Source organism: Streptomyces sp. LBL, from assembly GCF_029893585.1.
Taxonomy (GTDB): domain Bacteria; phylum Actinomycetota; class Actinomycetes; order Streptomycetales; family Streptomycetaceae; genus Streptomyces.
The window spans coordinates 43,259-65,200 of sequence record NZ_JARXYX010000018.1 but is presented as its reverse complement, the minus strand read 5'-3'; the positions used below and the strand labels follow the sequence as shown (position 1 = coordinate 65,200).

The window sequence follows — 21,942 nt, the reverse complement described above, 5'->3', positions numbered from 1 at the left end:
CGGCGCGGCTACCCGAGAGCATGTGAGTTATGCAGATCGAATTCAGCCCCGTTCCTCGCCCGGGGCCTCTTGACTGCCACGGGACCATGGAACGCATGGCTGACCGATACCTCGAAGTCTCGCTGGTCAAGCGCGGAATCACCGCCACCGCGAAGCTGCTCGACGATCGCGCGCCGATCACCTGCGCGGCCGTCTGGGATGCCCTTCCGCTCGCCGGGGAGGTCTATCACGCCAAATACGCACGCAACGAGATCTACGCCCTGTTCCCGCCTTTCGCGACTTCCGAACCACCGCTGGAAAACCCGACAGTCACCCCCATTCCGGGTGATCTCTGCTATTTCTCCTTCGCGGGCGCGGAGTTGGGCACCCAGGCCTACGGCTACGACCGGGAGGTCCGCCCCGGCACGACGGTCGTCGACCTGGCCCTGTTCTACGAGCGCAACAACCTGCTGCTCAACGCCGACGTGGGCTGGGTGCCGGGCATCGTCTGGGGCCAGATCGTCGAGGGCCTGCCGGACCTCGCGGACGGGTGCAACGATCTGTGGCGGACCGGGGCGGCCGGGGAGTCGCTCAGCTTCCGGCGGGCGTGATCCCGGCGCCGGCCTCGCAAGGGATGCCGGCCTCGTAAGGGGTGCCAGTCTCGTACAGGGCGTGGGCCGCCCGGAGCACGAGGTCGTCGCGGTGGCGGGCGGCCACCAGCTGGAGTCCGACGGGCAGCCCGTTGCCGTCCGTGCCCACCGGGACCGAGGCGGCCGGCTGCTGGGTCATGTTGAAGGGGTACGTGAACGGCGTCCACCCCGTCCACCGGCGGTGGCCGGAACCCTTCGGCACCTCGGCGCCCGCCTCGAACGCGGTGATCGGGAGGGTCGGGGTGACCAGCAGGTCGTAGGAGTCGTGGAAGCGGCCCATGCGGCGGCCGAGGTCCATCCGGACATCGACCGCGGCCAGATAGTCGAGGGCGCTGTAGCGGGCGCCCCGGTCGCAGATCTCCCGCAACCCAGGGTCGAGCAGTTCGCGCTGCCGCGGCCCGAAGGGCTGGGTCATCCGGGCCGCGCCGCTGAACCACAGGGTGTGGAAGGCGTCCACCGGGTCGGTGAGGTCGGGGTCGGCCTCGGTGACGTACGCCCCGAGCTCCGCCAGCCGCTCCACGCCCCGCCGTACCGCCGCCGCGACCGCCGGCTGTACCGCGACCTGCCCGCCGAGGGACGGCGAGTAGGCCACCCGGAGCCCCCGCACCCCACCCGACAGCCCCGCCGAGAAGGTGCCGGGCGCCGGGCCCAGCGCCGACCAGTCCCGGGAGTCCGGGTTCCCGATCACGTCGAGGAGCAGCGCCGCGTCCGCCGCGTCCCGGGTCATCGGGCCCACATGGGCGAGGGTGCCGAAGGCGCTCGCCGGGTAGAGCGGCACGCGGCCGTACGTCGGCTTCAGGGCGAAGATCCCGCAGAACGCGGCCGGGATACGGACACTGCCGCCGCCGTCGGTCCCGAGGGCGAGCGGTCCCGCGCCGAGAGCCACGGCCGCCGCCGCGCCGCCGCTGGAGCCGCCCGCGGTACGGGTCGGATCGTGCGGGTTGCGGGTCACCCCGGTCAGTGGCGAGTCGGTGACGCCCTTCCAGCCGAACTCCGGGGTCGTGGTCTTGCCGAGGAAGACGGCACCGTGCTCCCGCAGGCGGGCGACGGACGGGGCGTCCTCGTCCCAACGGCCCTGCTCCGAGATCGCCTTGGAGCCCTTGAGGGTCGGCGTGCCGCGCAGCAGCAGGATGTCCTTCACCGTCACCGGGACCCCGTCCACCAGCCCGGCCGGCTCACCGCGACGCCACCGGTCGGCCGAGTCCCGGGCCCGCGCCAGGGCCTCGTCCGCGGTGAGCCGTACGAACGCGTTCACCTTCGGCTGGATCGACGCCGCCCGCTTCAGGGCCGCGCGGGTCGCCTCCACGGGGCTGAATTCGCCCTTGCGGTAGCCGTCGACGAGTTGTAAGGCGGTCAGCTCGGTGAGCTCCGTCATCAGGCCCTCCGCAGGACGTAAGAGGTAAGACGTAGGACGTAAAACGTAGAACGTAGGACGTCAGTGTCCGGGTACATACCCGTGCTGCTTGTCCACCACGTTCGGCAGTGATCTGCCCGTCTCCCAGCGCTCGTACAACTCCACGAACTGTGCGCCCAGCTCGTCCCGCCAGCCGACCGTGTCGCCGCTCATGTGGGGGGACACGATCAGGTTCGGGACCTGCCAGAGCGAGCTGTCGGGGGTGAGGGGCTCGTGCTCGAAGACGTCCAGGGCGGCGCCCGCGATCCAGCGCTTGTGCAGCGCCTCGACCAGCGCGTCCTCGACGACCAGCTGTCCCCGGCCGATGTTGATGAAGCGGGCGGAGGGCTGCATCATGCCGAAGCGGCGGGCGTCGAACATGCCGCGCGTCTGCTCCGTGAGGGGCGCCGCCGCGATCACCCAGTCCGAGCGGGCCATCAGCCGGTCCAGGTCGTCCGGGCCGTGCACGCCGGTGCGCGGGGTGCGGCCGACCAGGGCGGCGGTGACGCCGAGCGCCTTGAGTGTGGAGACGATCGCCCGTCCGATCGGCCCGGACCCGACCACGCACGCGCGCGTGCCGGCCACCCGCTGCGACTCCCGGTGCCGCCAGGTCTTCTCTCGCTGCGACTCCAGGGTCCGCGGTAGGTCCTTGGCCATCGACAGGACCAGCGCGGCGACGTACTCGGCGATCGGCCGGTCGAAGACGCCCCGCGCGTTCGTCACCACCGTGTCGGAGGCGGCGAGTTCCGGACACATCAGATGGTCCACGCCCGCGCTCGCCGTGTGCACCCAGCGCGGCCGCGGCCCCTCGCCGGGCCAGGCCGCGCGCACCGCGTGCGAGGTGAAGTCCCACACCAGCAGCACATCGGCGAACGGCAGCCGCTCGGCGAGCGTCGACGCGTCCGCGTGCTCGACCCGGGCACGGCCGGTGAGCTTCCCGAGCCGGGGCGGCGGGTCGGCGTCCAGGACGAGCAGGGTGGGGGAGGAGCGGGCGGAGGACGGGGACGCGGATGTAGATACGGAAGCGGATGTAGAGCCGGATGCGGATACGGATGCGGATGCGGATGCGGTCATTATTCAGCCGTTTCTCGGGCGGTGACGGCCGCCTGACGTGGGCGGACACGAGCGGGTGACCGAGGCGTGACGCGGGCGTCACCAGGGCGGATTGACCACGCTGGCACCCATATCTACCTTCGTCAACAGGGGCGTGTGCACGGTCCGTTGTCCCCTGGTCCCTCAGTGTGAGGCCGGTGTCGCCATGGACGTTTCGTTTCTGGGGGGCCCACGCCCCCAGCGTGGTGTCGGGGTCGTCGCCCCGTTCGACTTCGCCCTCGACCGGGAGCTGTGGCGCTGGGTGCCCGACGAGGTCTCCCTCCACCTGACCCGGACGCCGTACGTCCCGGTCGAGGTCAGCCTCGACCTCGCCCGCCTGGTCAGCGAGCACGAGACCCTGCACGACGCGGTCCGCACGCTCATCGCCATCGAGCCCGAGGTCGTGGCCTACGCCTGCACCTCCGGCAGTTTCGTCGGCGGGATCGCGGGGGAGCGGGCGATGTGCGAGGCGATGACCCGGGCGGGCGGTGCACTGCCGTCGGTGACGACGTCCGGGGCGCTGCTGGAGGCGCTGGCGGAGCTCGGCGCCCACCGGGTGGCCCTGGTGACGCCGTACACCGTGTCCGTCACCCGTGCGCTGGAGGAGTACGTGGCACAGGCGGGCGTCACCGTCACCGGATGCGCGTACATGGGCCTGACCAGGCACATCTGGAAGGTCCCGTACCGGGACGTGGCGGCCATGGCACGCCGGGCCGTACACGGCGGAGCCGACGCGCTGTTCATCAGCTGCACCAACCTCCCCACGTACGACGTGATCCCCCAACTGGAGGCGGAACTGCGGATCCCGGTGATCTCAGCCAACCAGGTGACGATGTGGGCGGCGTTGCGCCGACTGGGTACCCGAGCCGTGGGACCGTACCAGGCGCTGATCGATCCGGCGGCCCGGCTCGGCCCCGTACTGCCGGACGGACCGGGCCTCCCGGACGTCCCGCGACTGCCGGACGAAGAACAGCAGCAGGAAGGCTCGACATGACAGCACTGGGATTCCTCTACCCGGGCCACTCCGCCGAGGACGACTATCCACGCATCGAGCAGCTGCTCGGGAGCGACGTCCGGTTGGACCTGGTGCACACCGACATGGGCGAGGACGCCCACCGGGTCGACGCCCTCCTTGAGATGGGCTCCGCGGAGCGGCTCGCGGCGGGCGTCGAGGAACTGCGCATGTCGGGCGCCGAGTCGGTGGTGTGGGCCTGCACCAGCGGCAGTTTCGTCCACGGCTGGGAGGGCGCCCACGAACAGGTACGCGCCCTCGCCCTCGCCGCCGGCCTGCCGGCCTCCTCCACCTCTTTCGGCTTCGTGCACGCGGTCCGGGAGCTCGGCGCGAGCCGGGTCGCGGTCGGCGCGACCTACCCGGACGACGTGGCCGGCCTCTTCGCGGACTTCCTGCGCGCGGCCGGCCTGGAGGTGACCGGCGTCCGCGGCTCCGGAATCATCACGGCGGCGGAGGTCGGCACGTGGGGCGAGGCGGAGGTCTTCGCCCTGGCCCGCGAGGCGGACTCCCCGGACGCGGAGGTTCTGCTGTTGCCGGACACGGCCCTGCACACGGCCGCCCACCTCCCGACCCTCGAAAAGGACCTGGGCAAGCCGGTCCTCACCGCGAACCAGGTCACGGTGTGGGAGGCCCTGAGGCTGGCCGACCGGAGGGTGAACGCACCGGTACTGGGGGCGTTGTTCACGAGGGAGCCGATCGTGCAGGCCTGACCCCGGTCCTACCGCAGGGACCTGTGCCCCCGACCCCCGACCCCCGACCTTCGCCCAGGCCGGGGGGTCGAGGGTCGGGGGTCGGGGGCACAGCCCCCGGGGTCTTCCGGTGCCCGGGGGCGGAGCCCCGGCAGCGCCCGCACCCGGGGCGGATCCCTCGCAGCGCCGTCAGCGACGCCGGCGCCGGGAAATAAACGGAGCCCCCCTCCTGTTGCCTCCGGAGGACATCGCACCGGCCCAGCACCAGGAGGCACCCACCGTGACCGCAACGGCAGACGAGATCCGGGGAACGACGCACGGCACCGCACCCACCCCCCTCTCGGTCCTGGACCTGGTCACCGTAGGCTCCGGCCGCACCGCCGGCGACGCGCTGCGCACCAGCGTCGAGATAGCCAAGCTCGCGGAGTCCCGCGGCTTCCACCGCTACTGGGTCGCCGAACACCACTCCATGCCGGGCGTGGCGTCGAGCTCCCCCGCCGTGATCCTCGCCCACCTCGCCGCCCACACCACCCGCATCCGCCTCGGTTCGGGCGGCGTGATGCTCCCCAACCACGCCCCGCTGGTCATCGCGGAACAGTTCGGCACGCTGGAGGCCATGGCCCCCGGCCGTGTGGACCTGGGTCTCGGCCGCGCCCCGGGCACGGACGGCGCCACCGCCGCCGCCCTCCGGCGCAGCGAGCGGCTCAACGAGGGCGCTGACGACTTCCCCCAGCAGCTCGCGGAGCTGATCCGCTTCCTCGACGACGACTTCCCGGACGGCCACCGCTACCGCCGTATCCACGCGGTCCCCGGCCCGGTCCAGGCGACCTCCCCCGGCGGCGTCCAGTCTCCGCACCGGCCGCCCGTCTGGCTGCTCGGCTCCTCCGGCTTCAGCGCCCGTCTGGCCGGCGCCCTCGGTCTGCCCTTCGCCTTCGCGCACCACTTCTCGGCCCAGAACACCGTCCCGGCCCTGGACCTGTACCGCGAGTCCTTCCGGCCCTCCGCCGTCCTCGACGAGCCGTACGCCCTCATCGGCGTCTCCGCCCTCGCCACGGAGGACGAGAAGGAGGCCCGCCGTCAGGTGCTCGCCGCCGCGCTGAACATGGTGCGCCTGCGCACCGGCCGCCCCGGCCTCGTGCCCACCCCGGAAGAGGCCGAGGCCTACGACTTCAGCCCCATGGAACGCGAGTTCGTCGACTCCTGGAACACCAACGTCATCCACGGCACCCCCGACGAGGTCCGCTCCGGCCTCGACGACCTCCACAAGCGCACCGGCGCCGACGAGCTGATGATCACGGGCAACGCGCACAGCGGCGACGTACGCCTGCGCTCGTACGAACTCATCGCGGACGCCTACGGACTGCCGACCGCCTGAGCCCGCACCTCACGCCCGTACTCCCGCGTCGCACCCGTACTACTCCCGCTACTCCCGACTCAGCCCCGTACTCCCGCCTCACACCCGTACCCCCAGCAGTCCGGAGATACGATCCGGCGGCACCGGCCGCGAGTACAGCCACCCCTGGCCGGTGTCGCAGCCGATCCGCCGCAGCCGGGCAGCCTGCGCGGAGGTCTCCACGCACTCCGCGGTGACCGTCAGGCCGAGCCGGTGGGCGAGCTGGATCATCGCCTCGACGACGACCTCGTCGGCCGGGTTCGGCGGGACGCCCTCCCCCTCGTACTGGAAGCCCCGGACGAACGACCCGTCCAGTTTCAGTACCGACACCGGCAGCCGGCTCAGATACGCCAGGTTCGAGTAGCCCGTGCCGAAGTCGTCGATGGCGATGTGCACGCCCATGTCGCTGAGCGCCTGGAGCGCCTGGAGCGGGCGGCCCGCCGAGCCCATCACCGCCGACTCCGTGAGCTCGAGTTGCAACAGCTGCGGCGCCAGACCGGTCTCGGCGAGGATGTCCGCCACGTCGGCGACCAGGTCGGAGTCCCACACCTGGCGGACCGCCACGTTCACGCTCACGAAGATCGGCGGCTCGTCGGGGTGGTCCAGCTGCCACTGCCGTGCCTGACGGCAGGCGGTGGCCAGAACCCAGCGGCCGAGCTGCACGATCGAGCCGTCCTCCTCGGCCAGTCCGATGAACCGATTCGGCGTCAGCATGCCGAACCGCGGATGGTTCCAGCGGACCAGCGCTTCGACGCCCCGCAGTCGGCCGTCCTCCATCCCCACCAGTGGCTGGTATTCGAGGGTGAACTCACCGCGATCGATCGCCGGGCGGAGTGTGGAGACGAGGGCCTGCCGGGTCATGCGGTGCGCGTTGCGCTCCGGGTCGAACAGGGTCCAGCGGGCCTTGCCGTCGGCCTTCGCCCAGTACAGCGTGGTGTCGGCGGCCTGCATGAGGCCGGTGGCGCTGGTCCCCGCCGACTGGCGTTCCACCACACCGATCGAGGCGGACACCGACAGCCGCTGTCCGGAGATGTCGAAGGGGGCCTGGACCGCGTTCAGTACGGTTTCGGCGAGATCGGCGAGTTGCTCGGTGCCGGTGGAGCCCTCGACGAGCAGCGCGAACTCGTCGCCCCCGAGCCGGGCCACCAGCGGCGCGCCGGCCCTGCCCCGCCCGGCCTGGTCGGCGCAGCGGGTGAGGCGGTCGGCGACGGCGGCCAGCAGCCGGTCGCCGACACGGTGGCCGAGGGTGTCGTTGACCGCCTTGAAGCCGTCGAGGTCCAGGTAGCACAGGCCGACCCGGCCGGTGCCGCCCTGCTTGTCCGACTCCGCCTCCAGCGTGGCCGAAAGACGTTCGAAGAACAGGGCGCGGTTGGGCAGCCGGGTCACCGGGTCGTGCATCTGCAAGTGCCGCAGCCGCGCCTGAAGTTCACGGCGGACACTGATGTCGGCGACCGACAGCAGCACCGTGCCGGCCTCTTCGCCCTTGAGGGGAGCGACCGTGACCTGCGCCCAGAAGGACTGGCCGTCGGGGCGCTTGAGCCGGCGGGTGCAGCGCAGCCGGGCCTGCCGGCCGCGCAGGACCTCTCGGTAGGCGTGCCGGATACGGGCGTCGGAGGCCAGGTCCACCAGGTCGGCGACGATCCGTCCGGTCAGCGCGTCGGGCTCCCTGCCGAGCAGGTCACCGAAGGCGGCGTTGGCGCCGACGACCAGACCCTCGCGGTCGACGACGGCCATCGCGAGGGGAGCGGCCGTGAAGACCGAGCGGTAGGTCCGGGGCTCGGCACCGCGAGCCGCATGGGTATCACTCTCTGTGACGGCTGACCGGTCGAGGTCTGCCGCGGGCGTCGGCCCTTCGGACGTTCCGCTCACCGCTCGCTCCCGCAGTGCACTCGATCGCTGTCCGGCAGGAAAGTGTGCCGATCATAGAGGCTGCCCCAAAGGCCTACCAGCCACTCGCCATTGTCCCGGAACAACCCGCCGTTCCGACAGATCGTTTCTGCTCGGACCTTGGGCGGGTTCTTCAGGCGTCTGACCAGTTGTGACGTTCCGTGAGCGGTTCGGGGGTGTCGCTGCTGACGGCCCCTCGGCCCTCTCACTCGTCTGGTGCAGATAAACAGGGCTTTGTACGACAAACTCACACAATCTGAGTGCGGTGTCCCGTTGAACCGCTCCCGGAGGTCCCTGTGCCGCGTCTGTTCTCGCGCCCCCGCCTGCGCAGCACCGCGGCCCTCTTCACCACCCTGTCGGCCCTCGTGGCGACCTCCCTCGTCACCGGCCCCTCGGTCGCCGAGCCGTTCTCGGCGACACCCTGCGCCCTCCAGCGCACCGTCGCCCACCACTCGGAGGGCCTGGACACCTGGAACGCCGCCTATCCGCGCCCGACCCGCGCGCTGGACGCGGTGATGATCTTCCTCTCCTTCCCCGACTCCGTCCCGCTGACCACCCCCGCCAGGCTGGCCGCCGACCACTTCCCGGCCACCAGCCGCTTCTTCGAGCGCGCCTCCTACGGCCGGTTCACCCTGCGCCCGCACCCGCTGCGGCACTGGACCCGGATGCCGAAGTCGTCCACCTCGTACGTCATACAGCGCGACTGGAGCGCCCCGCACCGCGCCGCCTATCTGCACGACGCGCTCGCCGCGGCCGACATGCAGGTCGACTTCTCCCGCTACGACGTCGTCTACTTCGTCGCCGACCCGGACGCGCCCGGCGTGGACTCGGACGCGACGAAGGTGGTGAACCTGGACACCCCGCTGCGGGCCGACGGCACGGACATCCGGCGGGTCGTCACGGTGTTCGAGCAGCACCCGCCGGACCGGCTGGTTCTGGCCCATGAGACCGGGCACGTCTTCGATCTGCCGGACCTCTACCACCGGCCGGTGGACGGCAAGGGCGACTGGGACACGTACGTCGGCGACTGGGATCTGATGGGCAGCCAGTTCGGGCTGGCGCCGGATCTCTTCGGCTGGCACAAGTGGAAGCTCGGCTGGCTGGAACCGAGGCAGGTGACCTGCGTACGGCGGAGCGGGCCGACCTGGCTGACGTTGGAGCCGCTCGGTGCGGGGCCGGGTGTCCCGGCGACGGGCGCCGCCGGGGCGCCGGCCTTCGGGCTCGGCCACGGGACCGAGCTCGCGGTCGTCCGCACCGGCGCCGACAGCGCGCTCGCCTTCGAGGCGCGTGGTCCGGTCGGCAACGACACGGCGGCCTGCCGGCCGGGCATCCTCGTCTACCGGATCAGCGGCGCCGCCGAGTCCGGCCGCGGGCCCGTCGAGGTGATCGACGCCCACCCGCACACCGACGCCTGCTGGGAGAACTCCGTCTATCCACCCCTCGCGGACGCCCCGGTCGCCCTCGGCGAGAGCTTCACGGTGCCCGGCGAGAACGTCCGGGTGGAGGTGGAGGGGCGGACGGCTTCGGGGGCGTGGACGGTGAAGATCACGGTCGGGTGACCGCTCGGCCTGAGCGAGCGGACACATGAGCACGCGGACACGACGAAGGCGAGACCAGTTCGCGTTTTCCGCGAACCTGCCTCGCCTTCGTCATCGTGCGCCGCCAGGGACTCGAACCCCGGACCCGCTGATTAAGAGTCAGCTGCTCTAACCAACTGAGCTAGCGGCGCCTGCCGACGTCTAGACCTTAGCACCCTGATCCGCCGGGGGAAAAATCGATATCCGCACCGCTGCGCGGGCCGCCCGGACGGCCGCCCAGAGCAGGAATTCCGGGCCCGGCAGCCAAGGTCGGCGGGTCTCCGGGGCGACCAGCCAGCGCGCGTCGGGGCGGCCGGGAGAGCCGTCGGCGGCCAGGGGTGCGGGGACGGTCACCGCGTCCCCGATGCCGTGGCACAGCAGCGGCGGGATCGTGGCCGTACGGCCGAACTCCTCCCAGTGCAGCAGCGAGGGCAGCCGCTGTGCCGTGCCGGGCGGGGCGAACAGGAGCATCCGGCCCCGGAACGCCGCGACCGGCCCTGATCCCGGGCCCTGTGCCCACAGCCGGTCGACCATGCGGCGCCCGAAGACCGCCGGCGCGCTGACCACGTCGAAGGCGGAACCGCAGGGCAGGACGACCGGCGCGTCCGGCCGCTCCTCCCAGAGCGCCAGAGTGCTGCGCGGATGTGTTCCGGCGGAGGCGAGCCAGGCCGCTCCGTCCGGGGTGATGTGTGCCTGCTCATCCCGTGGACTGCTCATGGGGATATGTGTACGGGCTGTGAGTGCGCGGTTTCCTGGAGTTGCCGAAAAGTCGGACATGGGGGAGTCAGGGGGAGTATCTTGCCCGCCTGGCATATGCCGCGACGGGGGATTCGGGACGCCTCAGGGTGCCGCTGTGGACCCGGGTGCCTCGGGGGACGCCCCAGGAGGCCTCGGGCGCCCCGGTGGAGGCTTTGGAGGCTTTGGGCCCCCGGGGAGTAGCCCCTGGGAGGCCCCCCAGGGAGGCGTCTCACACCGGGTCGGTGGTCCCCCGGCCCTCCACGTCGCCGCGCAGCAGGTCCCGGCCGTACTCGACCATCTTCTTCGCGTAGTCCTCGGTCCACTCGGCCCGCGCCGCGATGTCCGCCGGGGTCAGCCGGTCGAAGCGGCGTGGGTCGGCCAGCTGGGCCGCCGCGATCGCCTGGAACTCCACGGCACGGTCGGTGGCCGCGCGGAACGCCTGCGTCAGTTCCGTCGCACGGGCCAGCAGCTCCCGGGGGTCGTCGATCGACTCCAGGTCGAAGAAGTGCTCGGGATCCGCGCCGGCCTGCGCGGGCTCGAAGAGCAAAGGCGCGGGGCGTAGCCGCGGTTCGTTCCGACGCGGCGTGGGCTCCGCCATGTCTTGTCCTCCTCGTACGTCACGGATGACCTGTCTGGAAACGTGCCACCATCCATTGTCCCGCGCCCACGCAAGAGCGCCGAGTGACACCGACGGTGGCTCCGGACACTCCAGCGGTATCAAGGTCCCCAAGGTGCGCGATGTTCCCCGTGCAGGCCTGCTCCTGGACGGTCGATCGGCTCATCAGCCGTATGCGGTCGGGGGCGTCAGCCCTGACCTCCCGGACTTCCACGAAGGGGTACGCGAGCACATGCGGACGGGTTCCTGACCCCGCGCGGTGCCCGATGGCACGGCACCGTGGATGCTCGACACCAGGAGGTGGCCGGGCTCGTTGTCCCCATACGCCGACCGGCTGCTCGACATGGGCGCGGTGCTCCTCAGAGACCCGCGGCACTTCTTCCGCTCGTACTCGGCCGGGGAGCTCGGCCGCCTGATGTCCCGACCCGCGAGGAGCGTCACTGCCCCATGACAGACACGACCACCGCCCGCCGGCACGAGCTGAACCTGTACCGCCAGTACTTCGACCTGGTCGCGGCCGGCCGCAAGACGATCGAGGTCCGGGTGCGGTATCCGCACCTTGAAGGCATTGCCGCCGGCGACGTGATCCGGTTCCGCGTCAAGGGCACCGACGAGACGTGCGACGTCCGGGTGCTGCGAGTGACGGAGCACCCGGGCTTCGAGGCGCTGCTCGACGGCGAGGGACCGGCGAACGTTAACCCGACCAGCACTCGCGAGCAGCAACTCGCGAACATCCGCGGCATCTACCCACCCGAGAAGGAAGCACTCGGCGCCCTCGCGATCGAGATCGAGCGGCTCGGCCCGTAGTACCCCCGCGGAAGCTCAGGGGATCTTGTTGCAGGAGTGGAAGCCGAGCACCGGGACTCAGGCCACCGCGCCAGCCACGGTGAGGCCTTCAACTCGTCGTCAGTCCGGGCATGGAGTGCCGTTGCGAGGGTGTCCAGGTCGTTGGTCACACATCGACGTTGGACGCCCTCGTCTCATGTCCGCAGGCGATCCCCTGGACTCATTCAGGGATCCGGGGCGTGTCCGCTGCGGTGACTATGCGTCACGGTGATTTCGCAGGGCCTGGATGAGCCAGGGGTACACCGGGATCAGGTTCGGTACCACCTGCCAGCCGTTGACGATCCACACCAGCCGCCAGTATCGGTCCACCTGGGGATCGTGCGCCTCTTCGAACTGCTGGGCCATCCAGTCCCGGAATTCTGTGTCAGGGGTGCGCGCGAGCACCTCGGCGAAGCGGTGCACGAGGTCGTCGATGACGGGTGCGCCCCTGTCGCTGAGCGGGTCGATGCCCGACTCCATGGCCTCGGCCACCTTCTGACGGGTGAATTCCATCAGTTCCTCGCCGGCATCGCATTCGATGTCGAGCGGGCGCCCGGCGGCCTGACGTACGGCTGTCCGGCGCATCCGGGCACGGAAATCCTCGTCGCCGACCAGCTCGGCGAGCTCCACCCACGCGGCGACCTGCTCGCTGGTCGGATCATCGGGGAGGTCGGGAGTGGCAGCGCGAACCATGGCCACCGCGGTCGGGTCGGCATCCACTGTGCCGAAGGTGCCCTCCACGAAATCGTCGATCAAACGTCGGCGTTCCTCGCCGGACAACTGCGTGAGCCTGTGCATGAGTGTGGTCTCCTTGGGACTGGACCCGCGTCTGGCCACGACTCGCAGAACGCTCCGACGCAGTTGCAGCATCCGGATCTGGACGTCCACGGCGTCGGCGTGCGCCGCGGCGACTTCCGCCACCGAGAGCTCGCGGTCCAGTACCCGTTGAATCGTGGCCAGGTCCATGCCCAGCTCGCGCAGGGTGCGGAGAAGTTCCAGACGAAGCAGTGCGTCGAGGTCGTAGAGCCGGTAACCGGCGGGACTACGGGTGGTCGGCGCTACCACCCCCGAATCGGAGTAGAACCGGATGGTCCTCACAGACAAGCCGGTCCGCCGGGAAAGCTCCCCGATCGAGTAGAGGGTCGTAACGTCCATGTCCCCCACTCTGCTGTCTCCAGTCACTGGAGACTCAAGGCCATTCCCCAGCGGTGCCCCGACCGAGACGTCCTCCGAGTTGCTGAAGCACGCGTCCTGCGCATGACCGGCCACCGCAGGGTCGCCACGCTCAAAGCCCCGTAGGCGTCACGGGCGCCAGGTCACCCGGTGGTTGGACAGGTGGTCGTAGGTGGTCATCATGGCCTCCCAGCCGTCCGGGAACTTCACCACCGTGCCCAGCTGGACCGGTTCGGTGGACGGGTAGGCGTCGAGGAGGTCGGGGACGCCCGCGCGGCAGACCATGATGCAGGCGTGCCGGTGGCGGGAGGCCAGGACGCACAGGCGGCCGGTCTCCAGGTGGAACGCGGTGGCGTCGGGGCGGCCGGAGAGCGGGTGGAGGACGACCGTGACGTCGTACTCGCGGCCCTGGAGGCGGTTGGCCGTGTCGACCGTCACGTCCGTGACGCCCAGCTCGGCCAGTGCCGCGCGGACCGCTGCTGCCTGGTCCCGGTGGGCGGTGCCGACCGCGATCCGGTCGGCGGTGAGGGGTGTGGGGTCGGGGGAGCGCTCCGAGGTGGCCGCGCCGCCCCGGTCCAGCAGCCGGCGTACGACCGTCGCCACCGCCCGCACCGCCTCGGGATCCGTGCGCGGGGTGTACCGCGCGGGCAGCTCCAGCAGGCCCCAGCCCGACACGGCCGCCTCGTCGATCACCTGGTCGGGTCCCGAACCGTCCGAGGGGACCGCGAAGGCGAGGCGGCGGTCGTCGTGGCCGGTGCCGCTGCGGAAGGGCGCGTACGGGTAGAAGGCGTCCGAGACCAGTGGGGCCGCCGACGCCGGCAGGCGCCAGGACACCGGCAGTCGGTGCTGCGGCAGCTCGGGGTTGTGCGCGAGCAGGGTCGTCACGGCGGAGCCCGACGGGTCGTACGACAGGCCCGCCCACTGCTCGCCGCCGACGATCGAGAACGGGTCCAGCTGGCCCGGGTCGCCCACGAACAGCGCCCGCTCGAAGAGACCGGCCACGGCGAGCAGCGCGTCGGAGCGCATCTGGTACGCCTCGTCGACGATCGCGTGCCGCCACGGCTCGTCGACCTTCACATGCCCCCACTTCGCGGCCGTCGAGATCACCACCGCGAGGCCGCCGAGGTCGGACGCCTTCGAGGACTTCCGTACGTTCGGCAGGTCGTCGAGCGCCTTGTCGTACGGGTCGCTGTCGCTGCTGTGCAGCCGGCCGACCGGCAGGTCGGGGCTCTTCTCGGAGAGCCGCAGCACCAGGTCGTCGACCTGGGCGTTGGTCTGGGCGACCACCATCAACGGGCGTCCGGCGTCGGCGAGTTCGAGCGCGGCCCGGACGACGAGCGTGGACTTGCCGGCGCCGGGCGGGGAGTCGACGACGACCCCGCGGTGGGTGCCGTGCAGGGTGTCGTGGAGGATCGCCTCGGTGGCGCGGGAGGCCGCGGCGCCGGGATCGAAGGGCTGAGCCGTCACCAGGTCTCCTTCGAGGTCAGGCCGGGGAGGAATCGAACCCCTGCGGAGCAGGGCAGCGGACGGGGTTTCGCCTCAAGGGCGAAAGACCGGTTACACGATCGGGCAAGCTGCGTACCGTGCGTAGCGAGAACCAAGCACGTACGACGCGCTGAGCGAGAGACAAGTCGGCGCACACCGACGCTTTCGGGTAACCGGGCAGGTTCCGTCCCGGCTGGTGCTGAGGGAGTAAGACCTTTCTGGTCGCTGACCAGTGGGGCTTCCTGAGCCAGGAATCCCCCTGATTCAGCTGGGGGAGGGTTCAAAGGGTGTCCTCCTCGGTCACGGGGTCGGGATCGGGAACCGTCGCCTCACCGGGCGGTCCGCCGTGCGTCCACGGGGTGTCCTCCGGGTCGGGCAGCTTCGCGCCGCCGCGCTGCTCGTGCTCGAAGAGGGTGAAGCAGACCCGGTCGCCCTTCTCCGGCACCGATCCGGGCTCAGGCTCCTTGCCGCGGCCCATCTTGTCGACGATCCGGAGGACGAGCAGGCCCTCCGCTTCCGGGCCCGCGGACTCCGAGCCCTCCGTTTCCGGGCCCGCGACCTCCTGACACGCAGCCTCCGGGTTCGCAGCCTCCCGGCCCGCGAACGCCTGGCCCACGAACTCGGCGGCCTGCGGTTTCCCGCCCAGGGACCGGTACACCTTCGTACGCGCGCCCAGCTGTGGCCGGTCGTCCGTGCGGACGGTCACCAGCGGGCGGGGGCTGGGCCGCTTGCTCTCGCTGTACGCCATGACGACATCCGTGACCTCGCCGGCGAACGCCTCCCCGGCCAGCCGCCGCCCCGCCATCACCAGCGGGTCGTCGAGGGCCTCCTGGGCTTCCAGGCGGGCCTGTTCGCGTTCGCGCGCGGCGAGCTTGTTCGCGGCGGTGACCGCGTCGTCGCGGCGCGGCTGCGGAGGCTCGCCGGCCAGGACACGGTCGCGGTGGGCGGTGAACGACCAGCGGTCGCGGGTCCACCGCTCCTCGACGTGCGCGCCCTCCGGCAGCGCCCGCAGCAGGTCCAGGCCCCGCCACACCGCGTCCCAGGTGGGGCGGGTCTGGCTCTCGATCAGGGTGCGCAGCTCGTGCTCGGCGGCGGTGAGGATGCCGAGCCGGTCGTCGGCCTGCGGGCCGTCCTCGGCTGCGGCGAGCGCGGTGCGGGCATGGTCGTAGCGCTCGATGGCGGGGGCGAGGAGTTTGTTGTCGAACGCCGGGTCGGTGGCCGGGCCGGCGGGCGGGCACACCAGCCGGCCGTGCGTGTCCCGGCCGAGTTCGGCCTCGACGGCCGCCTCGGCGCCGGAGATCCCCTCGGGCGGGTCGATCCAGGCGAGCAGCGCGCCCAGATGCTGGTCCTCCAGGGTGGACTGGCCCGTGGCCCAGTGCCGGGCCAGCACGTCCGTCATGGCCAGCAGCAGGGAGGAGCCGGGCACCCGGGCGCGCTCCCCGAAGTGGGTCAGCCACCGGCCGAGCAACGGCAGCCGGGGCGGCGCGGGGTAGGGGGTCTCCGGGTCCTGTTCCGCCGTACGCCGGAAGCGCAGGGAGCGCCCGAGCAGCCGTACGAACTCGATGCCCGCGCGGCTCGGCACGATCAGCTGCGGGGCGTCCGCGCACAGGTCCACCTCGACCTTGACCCGTTTGCCGGTCTCCGGGTCGGTCTCGGTGCGTTCGGCGGCCTCGACGGATTCGGCGTACGTGTCGACGTACGGCAGGACGAGGTCGGCGAGTTCGGCGAGGAACGCGAACCTGAGGTCGCGGTCGCGGGGCTGTGGTACGACCATCAGCCGCGGGGCGTCCCGGTCGGTGCCGACCAGCGCGCCGAGCGGGGCGCCGGCCTCACCGGCGGTGGTGAGCGGCACGAAGACCAGCGGATGGTCGGACAGCCGCCGGTGCCGGACGGTCGCGGCGGGCTGGGCCCGGCCGGTGCTGACCGCTTCGAGGCGGGCGAGGGCGGAGATCAGTGACACTCCGTCACCTCCTGGGCGGGGGCCGTGCTGTCGCGGGTTGCACTTTCGTGGCGTGCACCCTCGTCGGCCGTGTCCGCTCCCCGCTGTCCGAGGGCCGTGCTCTCGTGGGTCGCACCCTCGTGGCGTGCACCCTCGTCGGCCGTGCCCCCTCCCCGTTGTCCGAGGGCCTCCGCCCGGAGTTCCGCGGCTCTCCTGAGCGCCGCCACTGCCGGGTCGTCCGGGTCGCCGGCCTCGCCGCGGGCCGCCGCCAGGACGTCCTCGACCGTGGCCAGGCCGCCCAGTTCGGCGCGGACCGAACGGCCGAGGGAGGTCACCGCACCGGCCGAGCGGGAGCGGGCGCGGCAGTGGAAGGCCAGCTCGCAGGCGGACAGGCACTCGGGCGCGTACGTCGCCGGGACCGCCTCGACGGCCGCCGTGAGCTTCTCGGGGGGCAGCTCGGGGGAGAAACAGGTGCCTTCGGGGAGGGCGTCGGCGATGTCCCCGAGGCGGGTGAGGCGGGTCAGCTGGCGGGCGGTCACCGCACGCTGCTTGCGGATGTCGACGGCGGACGCGGTGGCCAGGTTGGAGAAGTCCCTGGGGCAGACCAGCAGGACGTGATGGCGTACGCGCGCGGGCGGGTCCAGTCGGGCGGCGGTTTCCTCCAGCGCCAGTACGTACACCGCGGCCTGTCGGGCCGCCGCGCCGGCCTTCGCCGGGTCCGCGGAGCCGTCCAGCATCGGGAAGGACTTGATCTCGACGACCGTCCAGCTGCCGTCCGGGTGCACGACCACCGCGTCCGGCTCCAGGAAGGCGGGGGAGCCCGCGACGTCGAGCGCGAGCATCGGGTGGTCGAGCAGGGTCCAGGCGCCGGCCGCGGTGGCCTCGCGCAGGGCGAGGGCCGTACGCGCCGTCCGGCCCTCGGGGCCGATCGCGGTGAGGTCGGGGACCTCGGCGTCCGACGGCGGTCGGGCCTTGTGGTCCAGCTTCTCGTGCACCAGCCGCAGCAGCTCCGCGCCGCCGTCCGACTTCACCCGCGCCTCGAACGCGTTACCCCGGGTCAGGGCGAACTGCGACTGACCGAAAGCGGAGGGCGCGCCCAGCGCGCTCGCCAGCGCCGTCTTGTTCACCCCGGCACCGTCGAGGATCGCGCGCCGCCGGCAGCCGGGGTTGGCGGCGAGCGCCGCCAGGGCGCGGGCGTCCAGCGCCTTGGCCGGGACCTCGGGACCGCGCAGCTCAGCGAGCCGGTGCCGGAGCGCTCTCCCCGGTGTCCGTGGGGGAGGCACTTGGCTCGGCTCCGCCTGCGAACCGGGAATCGCGCTGCCGTGGAATGTGCTCACCCGCGGAAGTCTTGCATCCGGCACTGACAATTGAGGCAGGTGCGTCGGCAGAGCCCGCCGTGCCGCCCGCGAACCGGGCCCGCAGGCGCGCCTTCGCCCACTCCGCGGCGCGTATGACGTACGGCGCGAGCAGCAGTCCGACGCCCATCACGGCAGCGCCCGCGACCGCGTCCAGGAAGTAGTGGTTCGCGGTGCCCATCACCACGATCGTCGTCACCAGCGGGTAGACGACAGCGGCGGCTTTGGCGGTACGCGTCGTGCCGTAACGCCACAGCAGCACTCCGCACCACAGCGCCCAGCCCACGTGCAGGCTCGGCAAGGCGGCGTACTGGTTGGTCATACCGCCAAGTCCCCGTGGGGCGCTGGCTTCGCCGCCCCACCAGCCGTACGAGCTGTACTGGGCCATCGTGTCCACGAAGCCGTAGCCCGAGGAGAGCAGGCGGGGCGGGCAGGTCGGCAGCAGGGTGAAGCCGATCAGGCCGATGAAGGTCGATGTCATCAGCCAGGTCCGGGCCATCCGGTAGTGCACGGCGTGCGACCGGAACACCCAGATCAGGACGGCGGGCGTGACCAGGTAGTGCAGCGACGCGTACCAGAAGTCGGCCGGTACACCCAGCCAGGCCTTGCTCGTGAACAGTCGGTTGAGCGGGTGCTCGGCGTTGATGTGCAGGAACTTCTCGATGCGCAGGATCGTCAGACCGTGGTCGACGGCGCCGCTCACGTCGCCCCGCGCCAGCAGCCGGCCCGCCGAGTAGCAGGCGTACACCAGGACGATCAGTGGCAGCTCGGTCCACCAGCGCAGCCGGGTGCGTGGGGCTGTCTCGATGCCCGGTGTCATGGTCTGCGGCATCCGATCGCCTCCCCCTTCGTCTCGCGTGCCCGGTGATGTCTGGCCCGTCGGGCCACTTTACGGCCTGTTCCCACTCCTGCGTGGATCGCCCCCGGCCCTCAAAGACGCAGAGATCGCCCGTCGGGTTGCCCCTGCACAGGGTGCGGGATGATGGAAGGGTTTTCCGCCTCCGCATTCATCCGGAAAGGTCCCCCATGGCACCGCGCATCCTGCTGGCCCGGCACGGACAGACGGAGTGGTCGCTGTCCGGACAGCACACCGGCAGGACCGACCTCCCCCTCCTGGAGGAGGGCAGGCGCGGCGCCGAACTGCTCGGCGAGCGCCTGCACCGGGCGCCGTTCGACAGCCTCGACGGGGCCGAGATACGCACCAGCCCGCTGGCCCGCGCGCGGGAGACGTGCCAACTCGCCGGCTTCGGTGAGCGGGCGCGCACCTGGGACACGCTCATGGAGTGGGACTACGGCGCCTACGAGGGCCTGACCCCCCAGGACATCCAGGCCCTCCGGCCCGGCTGGCTCATCTGGCGCGACGGCGTGCCGGAGGGTGAGTCCCCCACCGAGGTGACGGCCCGCGCGGACGAGGTGGTCGCGTGGGCGCGGGAGGCCGACCGGGACGTGCTGGTCTTCGCGCACGGGCACATCCTGCGGTCCATAGGCGCGCGTTGGCTCGGCCTGCCGCTGGACTTCGCGGCGCGCATCCGGCTGAACCCGGCCTCGCTGTCGGTCCTCGGCTGGGCGTACGGCGAACCGGCCATCGAGAGCTGGAACGACCTGGGACACCTGTGACGGCCTGGGGCACCTGTGACGGCCTGGCGCACCTGTGACGGCCTGGCGCACCTGTGACGATCTGTTGCACCCGTGGCGATCCGGCACGCCAGTGACGATCTGTTGCACCCATAGCGACCTGGGGCACCCGTGACGGTCTGGCGCACCTGTGACGGCCTGGGGCACCTGTGACGATCTGACGCACCCGTAACGACCTGGCTCACCTATAACGACCTGGCTCACCCGTCCGGACCCGGTGGCCGGCTCAGGCGGTACGCGGCAGTGAGCCGTGCCTCTCCAGGAACGCCGGCACGCCCGATGCCCGCCGGTGCGGCCGCAGCACTCTCGCCGTGCCCGCCAGCATCGTCTGGATGCGTGACGACTGGACCTCGTTCAGCAGGTCCAGCACCTTCATGCCCGCCGCGGCGGCCTCGTCGGGACGGCCCCCACGCGCGAGGTCGTCGGCCAGCTCCGCCGTGTACAGGGCGATGTTCCGGGTGAAGTGCGGGTCCTGTAGGTCGGCCGCCCGGCGCGCGTGCCGGGCCGCGCGCCGCCAGTCGCCCAGCACCGACCAGCACTGTGCCTCCAGGCCCTCCAGCTCGGCCTCCCCGTAGAAGCTCATCCATTCGGGGTCGGCGTCCGAGAGGCCTCGCTCATAGAAGGCCTGTGCGCGGGCGAGCGTCTGTTCGCAGCCGGTGCGGTCGGCCAGCCCGGCCCAGCCGCCCGCCTCGCGCAGCGCGAGCAGCGACATCAGCCGGGCGGAGCCCAGCGGGCGGGCGACGCGTTGCGCGGCCTGGGCCGCGCGGACCGCCTCACGGGGCCGTCCGGCGTCGCGCGCGAGGAACGCCGTGTTGCAGAAGGCGTGCGCCTCCAGGGCGTCGTCGCCGCTCACCCGGGCGGTCGCGAGGGCCTCCGCGTAGTGCGAGCGGGCGTCGTCGTAGCGGCCCGAGTCGTGGGCCAGCCAGCCCACCGAGATGGCCAGTTCACCGGCCCCGGAGTGGAGCCGGTCGGCGGTCTTCTGCCGGGTCACACCGGCGTCCAGCAGCGCGTACGCAGCGCGCAGCGGAACCGCCGCGCGCCGGTAGAGACCGTCCGCGCCGTGCCGGTCGTCCAGATGCCGGATTCTGCGGACGGCCTCCTCGAGCGCGCTCGCCTCGCTCCCGCCGACCCGGCGGAGGGGGCGGTCCGCGGCCGCGGCGTCGAAGGCGAGCCCCAGGGGGCCCAGCGAGGCGGCGGCCACCGTGGTGCCCCCGCCGGTCATGAATGCGCGACGCAGCACGTCGCTCTCCTCGTAGTTGTCGTGCGTCTCGTACGGTCCCTGTGTCCCGTACGGACCCTGCGTGTCCTGCGTCTCCTGCGTGTCATACGTCTCCTGCGTGTCATACGGCTCGTCCGTCCCCCGCGTCTCACCCGGCGAGCACGCCGGGTTCGAGGCGTGTGCAGGAGGCGCGTCCTCAGCTGCGCTCGCCTGGCGTCCGCGGACGGACGAGCGGGGCGCGAACCCGAGGTCGGTGAGCGTGCGGCCGGGGAACATGTGCAGGAACACCCGTTCGTATGCGTAGTTGGGGCAGCGGATCTCCCCGGCCTCGACCCGGCCGACGTACCGCGCGTCACAGCTGACCCGCTCGCCGATCTCGTTCCCGGCCCGCCGTACCGCCGCGGCGAACTCGGCAGGCGAGCGCTGTCCGCGCAACTCCCGGAAGGCGAGATTGGGCCGTGGTGGTGTGGGGGGCTGGGGCGAGGTCGCCTTTGACGACGTCATGGCCGGGTCCTCTCGTGCGAACCGTCGAACCATGCCGGGAGCGGAGCGAATGCGCAGCGAGTTGATGATGTGTCGACGTGTTCGCCCTGGTCTCCGGCGGGCAAGAACGTACCTGCTGTGCACGGCCCGCCACACAGGGTTTGGCCACAAACCGGATATCTCCTCCGAGATCTGCCATGAACTGCCATCCTTGCGGCGGACTTCGGCCGTAGCCGTTGACGCGTCGCCGCGTTGAACAGGGTGGACCGGGAGCCCGTTGGCTCCCGGCCCGTTCGTGGGAGGAGGGTTCCGTAGTGGAGGCCGGGATGGAGACCAGTCAGAGCATCGATCCGTGTACGCGGGACGCGTCCAGCGCGCCGCCTTCCTGTCCGGACACCGCGTGCGATCTCGTCACGGTGCCGACGCGACAGGGGCTGGAGGCGGTCGACATCCTGCGGCGGGGGGTGGGCGACGCCGTGGGGCCCGTACTGCACGACGGCGGCGGCGACACGCTGGGGTTCCTGGTTCCGCCGGGCACCGCGGCGGCCTGGGACATGCCGGGGAGCACCTGCACGGAGACCGACCGGCGGGGCCTGAGGCCCAGCCCCTTGTCACCGGTCGAGGGCTCGGACTGGCTGCTGCCGCCGGGGGACGCGGACCTCGCGACGGATCCGGCGGTGCTGCGGGCGGCACTGGGGGAGGCGGCACGGCTGATCGAGGTGGCGGACAACTGCCGGTGACCCGGCAGGAGATCGCTGGGCCGTCCCTTCAGAGGCATATGCCGGTGAACCGCGTACACGGT

At 71.8% G+C, this 21,942-nt stretch carries 18 protein-coding genes, 1 tRNA gene and 1 pseudogene; 8 read left to right on the top strand and 12 right to left on the bottom strand.

All coding sequences use genetic code 11. The features are described from left to right. Positions 1-95: 95 nt before the first annotated feature. Complete coding sequence (locus tag M2271_RS22060) at positions 96-590, top strand: DUF3830 family protein (RefSeq protein WP_280889015.1); 495 nt, start codon at positions 96-98, stop codon at positions 588-590. Here the strand turns inward: M2271_RS22060 and M2271_RS22055 are convergent. Both M2271_RS22055 and M2271_RS22050 read right to left on the bottom strand, forming a co-directional pair. After that, on the bottom strand, positions 571-2,004 hold the full coding sequence (locus M2271_RS22055; RefSeq protein ID WP_280889014.1) for an amidase: 1,434 nt from the start codon (positions 2,002-2,004) through the stop codon (positions 571-573). The genes M2271_RS22060 and M2271_RS22055 overlap by 20 nt on opposite strands. A 60-nt stretch (positions 2,005-2,064) precedes the next feature. Beyond that, positions 2,065-3,096, bottom strand: coding sequence for a D-2-hydroxyacid dehydrogenase (locus tag M2271_RS22050; RefSeq protein WP_280889013.1), 1,032 nt, complete (start codon positions 3,094-3,096; stop codon positions 2,065-2,067). Positions 3,097-3,280: 184 nt separating this feature from the next. On the opposite strand from M2271_RS22050, the gene M2271_RS22045 reads away from it, so the two are divergent. From M2271_RS22045 to M2271_RS22035, 3 genes are all read left to right on the top strand, one after another. After that, a complete protein-coding gene (locus tag M2271_RS22045; protein WP_280889012.1) occupies positions 3,281-4,108 on the top strand; it encodes an aspartate/glutamate racemase family protein in 828 nt (275 codons plus the stop codon). Next, complete coding sequence (locus tag M2271_RS22040; protein WP_280889011.1) at positions 4,105-4,836, top strand: decarboxylase; 732 nt, start codon at positions 4,105-4,107, stop codon at positions 4,834-4,836. Before M2271_RS22045 ends, M2271_RS22040 begins: the two co-directional genes overlap by 4 nt. Positions 4,837-5,095: 259 nt before the next feature. Continuing rightward, positions 5,096-6,190 carry an LLM class flavin-dependent oxidoreductase gene (locus M2271_RS22035; RefSeq protein ID WP_280889010.1) on the top strand — a complete coding sequence of 365 codons (1,095 nt, stop codon included), beginning with the start codon at positions 5,096-5,098 and terminating at the stop codon, positions 6,188-6,190. A 78-nt stretch (positions 6,191-6,268) separates the two neighbouring features. Here M2271_RS22035 and M2271_RS22030 read toward each other — a convergent pair whose 3' ends face one another. Beyond that, entirely contained in the window at positions 6,269-8,077 is a 1,809-nt protein-coding gene (locus M2271_RS22030) for an EAL domain-containing protein (protein ID WP_280889009.1), read from the bottom strand. A gap of 314 nt (positions 8,078-8,391) precedes the next feature. Between M2271_RS22030 and M2271_RS22025 the strand changes: the two genes are divergently transcribed. Then, positions 8,392-9,654, top strand: a complete 1,263-nt coding sequence (locus M2271_RS22025) for a M6 family metalloprotease domain-containing protein (RefSeq protein WP_280889008.1) — start codon at positions 8,392-8,394, stop codon at positions 9,652-9,654. Positions 9,655-9,750: 96 nt separating this feature from the next. Here the strand turns inward: M2271_RS22025 and M2271_RS22020 are convergent. The 3 genes and pseudogenes from M2271_RS22020 to M2271_RS22010 form a co-directional block, all read right to left on the bottom strand. Beyond that, a tRNA-Lys gene (locus tag M2271_RS22020) sits at positions 9,751-9,824 on the bottom strand. Beyond that, positions 9,815-10,389, bottom strand: a pseudogene (locus tag M2271_RS22015) (bifunctional DNA primase/polymerase). Before M2271_RS22015 ends, M2271_RS22020 begins: the two are co-directional and overlap by 10 nt. A 250-nt stretch (positions 10,390-10,639) precedes the next feature. After that, complete coding sequence (locus tag M2271_RS22010) at positions 10,640-11,008, bottom strand: hypothetical protein (protein WP_280889007.1); 369 nt, start codon at positions 11,006-11,008, stop codon at positions 10,640-10,642. 465 nt (positions 11,009-11,473) lie between these two features. Between M2271_RS22010 and M2271_RS22000 the strand changes: the two genes are divergently transcribed. Beyond that, positions 11,474-11,833, top strand: a complete 360-nt coding sequence (locus M2271_RS22000) for an ASCH domain-containing protein (RefSeq protein ID WP_280889006.1) — start codon at positions 11,474-11,476, stop codon at positions 11,831-11,833. A gap of 234 nt (positions 11,834-12,067) precedes the next feature. On the opposite strand, the gene M2271_RS21995 is transcribed toward M2271_RS22000, so the two are convergent. From M2271_RS21995 to M2271_RS21975, 5 genes are all read right to left on the bottom strand, one after another. Then, positions 12,068-13,006 (bottom strand): MerR family transcriptional regulator, encoded by a 939-nt coding sequence (locus M2271_RS21995; RefSeq protein WP_280889005.1) that lies wholly within the window; start codon positions 13,004-13,006, stop codon positions 12,068-12,070. Between the two features lie 147 nt (positions 13,007-13,153). Beyond that, complete coding sequence (locus M2271_RS21990) at positions 13,154-14,491, bottom strand: AAA domain-containing protein (protein ID WP_280889004.1); 1,338 nt, start codon at positions 14,489-14,491, stop codon at positions 13,154-13,156. Positions 14,492-14,789: 298 nt separating this feature from the next. After that, entirely contained in the window at positions 14,790-16,469 is a 1,680-nt protein-coding gene (locus M2271_RS21985; protein ID WP_280889003.1) for a hypothetical protein, read from the bottom strand. Then, a complete protein-coding gene (locus M2271_RS21980; protein WP_280889002.1) occupies positions 16,460-17,731 on the bottom strand; it encodes a hypothetical protein in 1,272 nt (423 codons plus the stop codon). Before M2271_RS21980 ends, M2271_RS21985 begins: the two co-directional genes overlap by 10 nt. Next, entirely contained in the window at positions 17,682-18,635 is a 954-nt protein-coding gene (locus tag M2271_RS21975) for a phosphatase PAP2 family protein (protein WP_280889001.1), read from the bottom strand. The genes M2271_RS21980 and M2271_RS21975 overlap by 50 nt, the downstream gene beginning before the upstream one ends. Before the next feature lie 194 nt (positions 18,636-18,829). Between M2271_RS21975 and M2271_RS21970 the strand changes: the two genes are divergently transcribed. Further along, a complete protein-coding gene (locus tag M2271_RS21970; RefSeq protein WP_280889000.1) occupies positions 18,830-19,420 on the top strand; it encodes a histidine phosphatase family protein in 591 nt (196 codons plus the stop codon). 244 nt (positions 19,421-19,664) lie between these two features. On the opposite strand, the gene M2271_RS21965 is transcribed toward M2271_RS21970, so the two are convergent. After that, entirely contained in the window at positions 19,665-21,161 is a 1,497-nt protein-coding gene (locus tag M2271_RS21965) for a tetratricopeptide repeat protein (protein WP_280888999.1), read from the bottom strand. Between the two features lie 305 nt (positions 21,162-21,466). Here M2271_RS21965 and M2271_RS21960 point away from each other — a divergent pair, with 305 nt between their 5' ends. Continuing rightward, complete coding sequence (locus M2271_RS21960) at positions 21,467-21,880, top strand: hypothetical protein (RefSeq protein WP_280888998.1); 414 nt, start codon at positions 21,467-21,469, stop codon at positions 21,878-21,880. Positions 21,881-21,942: the final 62 nt, after the last annotated feature.

Bases quoted from the DNA above. Each gene is read 5' to 3' on its own strand.
- M2271_RS22060 (WP_280889015.1), top strand. From the start codon at position 96: ATGGCTGACCGATACCTCGAAGTCTCGCTGGTCAAGCGCGGAATCACC.
- M2271_RS22055 (WP_280889014.1), bottom strand. From the start codon at position 2,004: ATGACGGAGCTCACCGAGCTGACCGCCTTACAACTCGTCGACGGCTAC.
- M2271_RS22050 (WP_280889013.1), bottom strand. From the start codon at position 3,096: ATGACCGCATCCGCATCCGCATCCGTATCCGCATCCGGCTCTACATCC.
- M2271_RS22045 (WP_280889012.1), top strand. From the start codon at position 3,281: ATGGACGTTTCGTTTCTGGGGGGCCCACGCCCCCAGCGTGGTGTCGGG.
- M2271_RS22040 (WP_280889011.1), top strand. From the start codon at position 4,105: ATGACAGCACTGGGATTCCTCTACCCGGGCCACTCCGCCGAGGACGAC.
- M2271_RS22010 (WP_280889007.1), bottom strand. From the start codon at position 11,008: ATGGCGGAGCCCACGCCGCGTCGGAACGAACCGCGGCTACGCCCCGCG.
- M2271_RS22000 (WP_280889006.1), top strand. From the start codon at position 11,474: ATGACAGACACGACCACCGCCCGCCGGCACGAGCTGAACCTGTACCGC.
- M2271_RS21995 (WP_280889005.1), bottom strand. From the start codon at position 13,006: ATGGACGTTACGACCCTCTACTCGATCGGGGAGCTTTCCCGGCGGACC.
- M2271_RS21975 (WP_280889001.1), bottom strand. From the start codon at position 18,635: ATGCCGCAGACCATGACACCGGGCATCGAGACAGCCCCACGCACCCGG.
- M2271_RS21970 (WP_280889000.1), top strand. From the start codon at position 18,830: ATGGCACCGCGCATCCTGCTGGCCCGGCACGGACAGACGGAGTGGTCG.
- M2271_RS21965 (WP_280888999.1), bottom strand. From the start codon at position 21,161: ATGACGTCGTCAAAGGCGACCTCGCCCCAGCCCCCCACACCACCACGG.
- M2271_RS21960 (WP_280888998.1), top strand. From the start codon at position 21,467: ATGGAGACCAGTCAGAGCATCGATCCGTGTACGCGGGACGCGTCCAGC.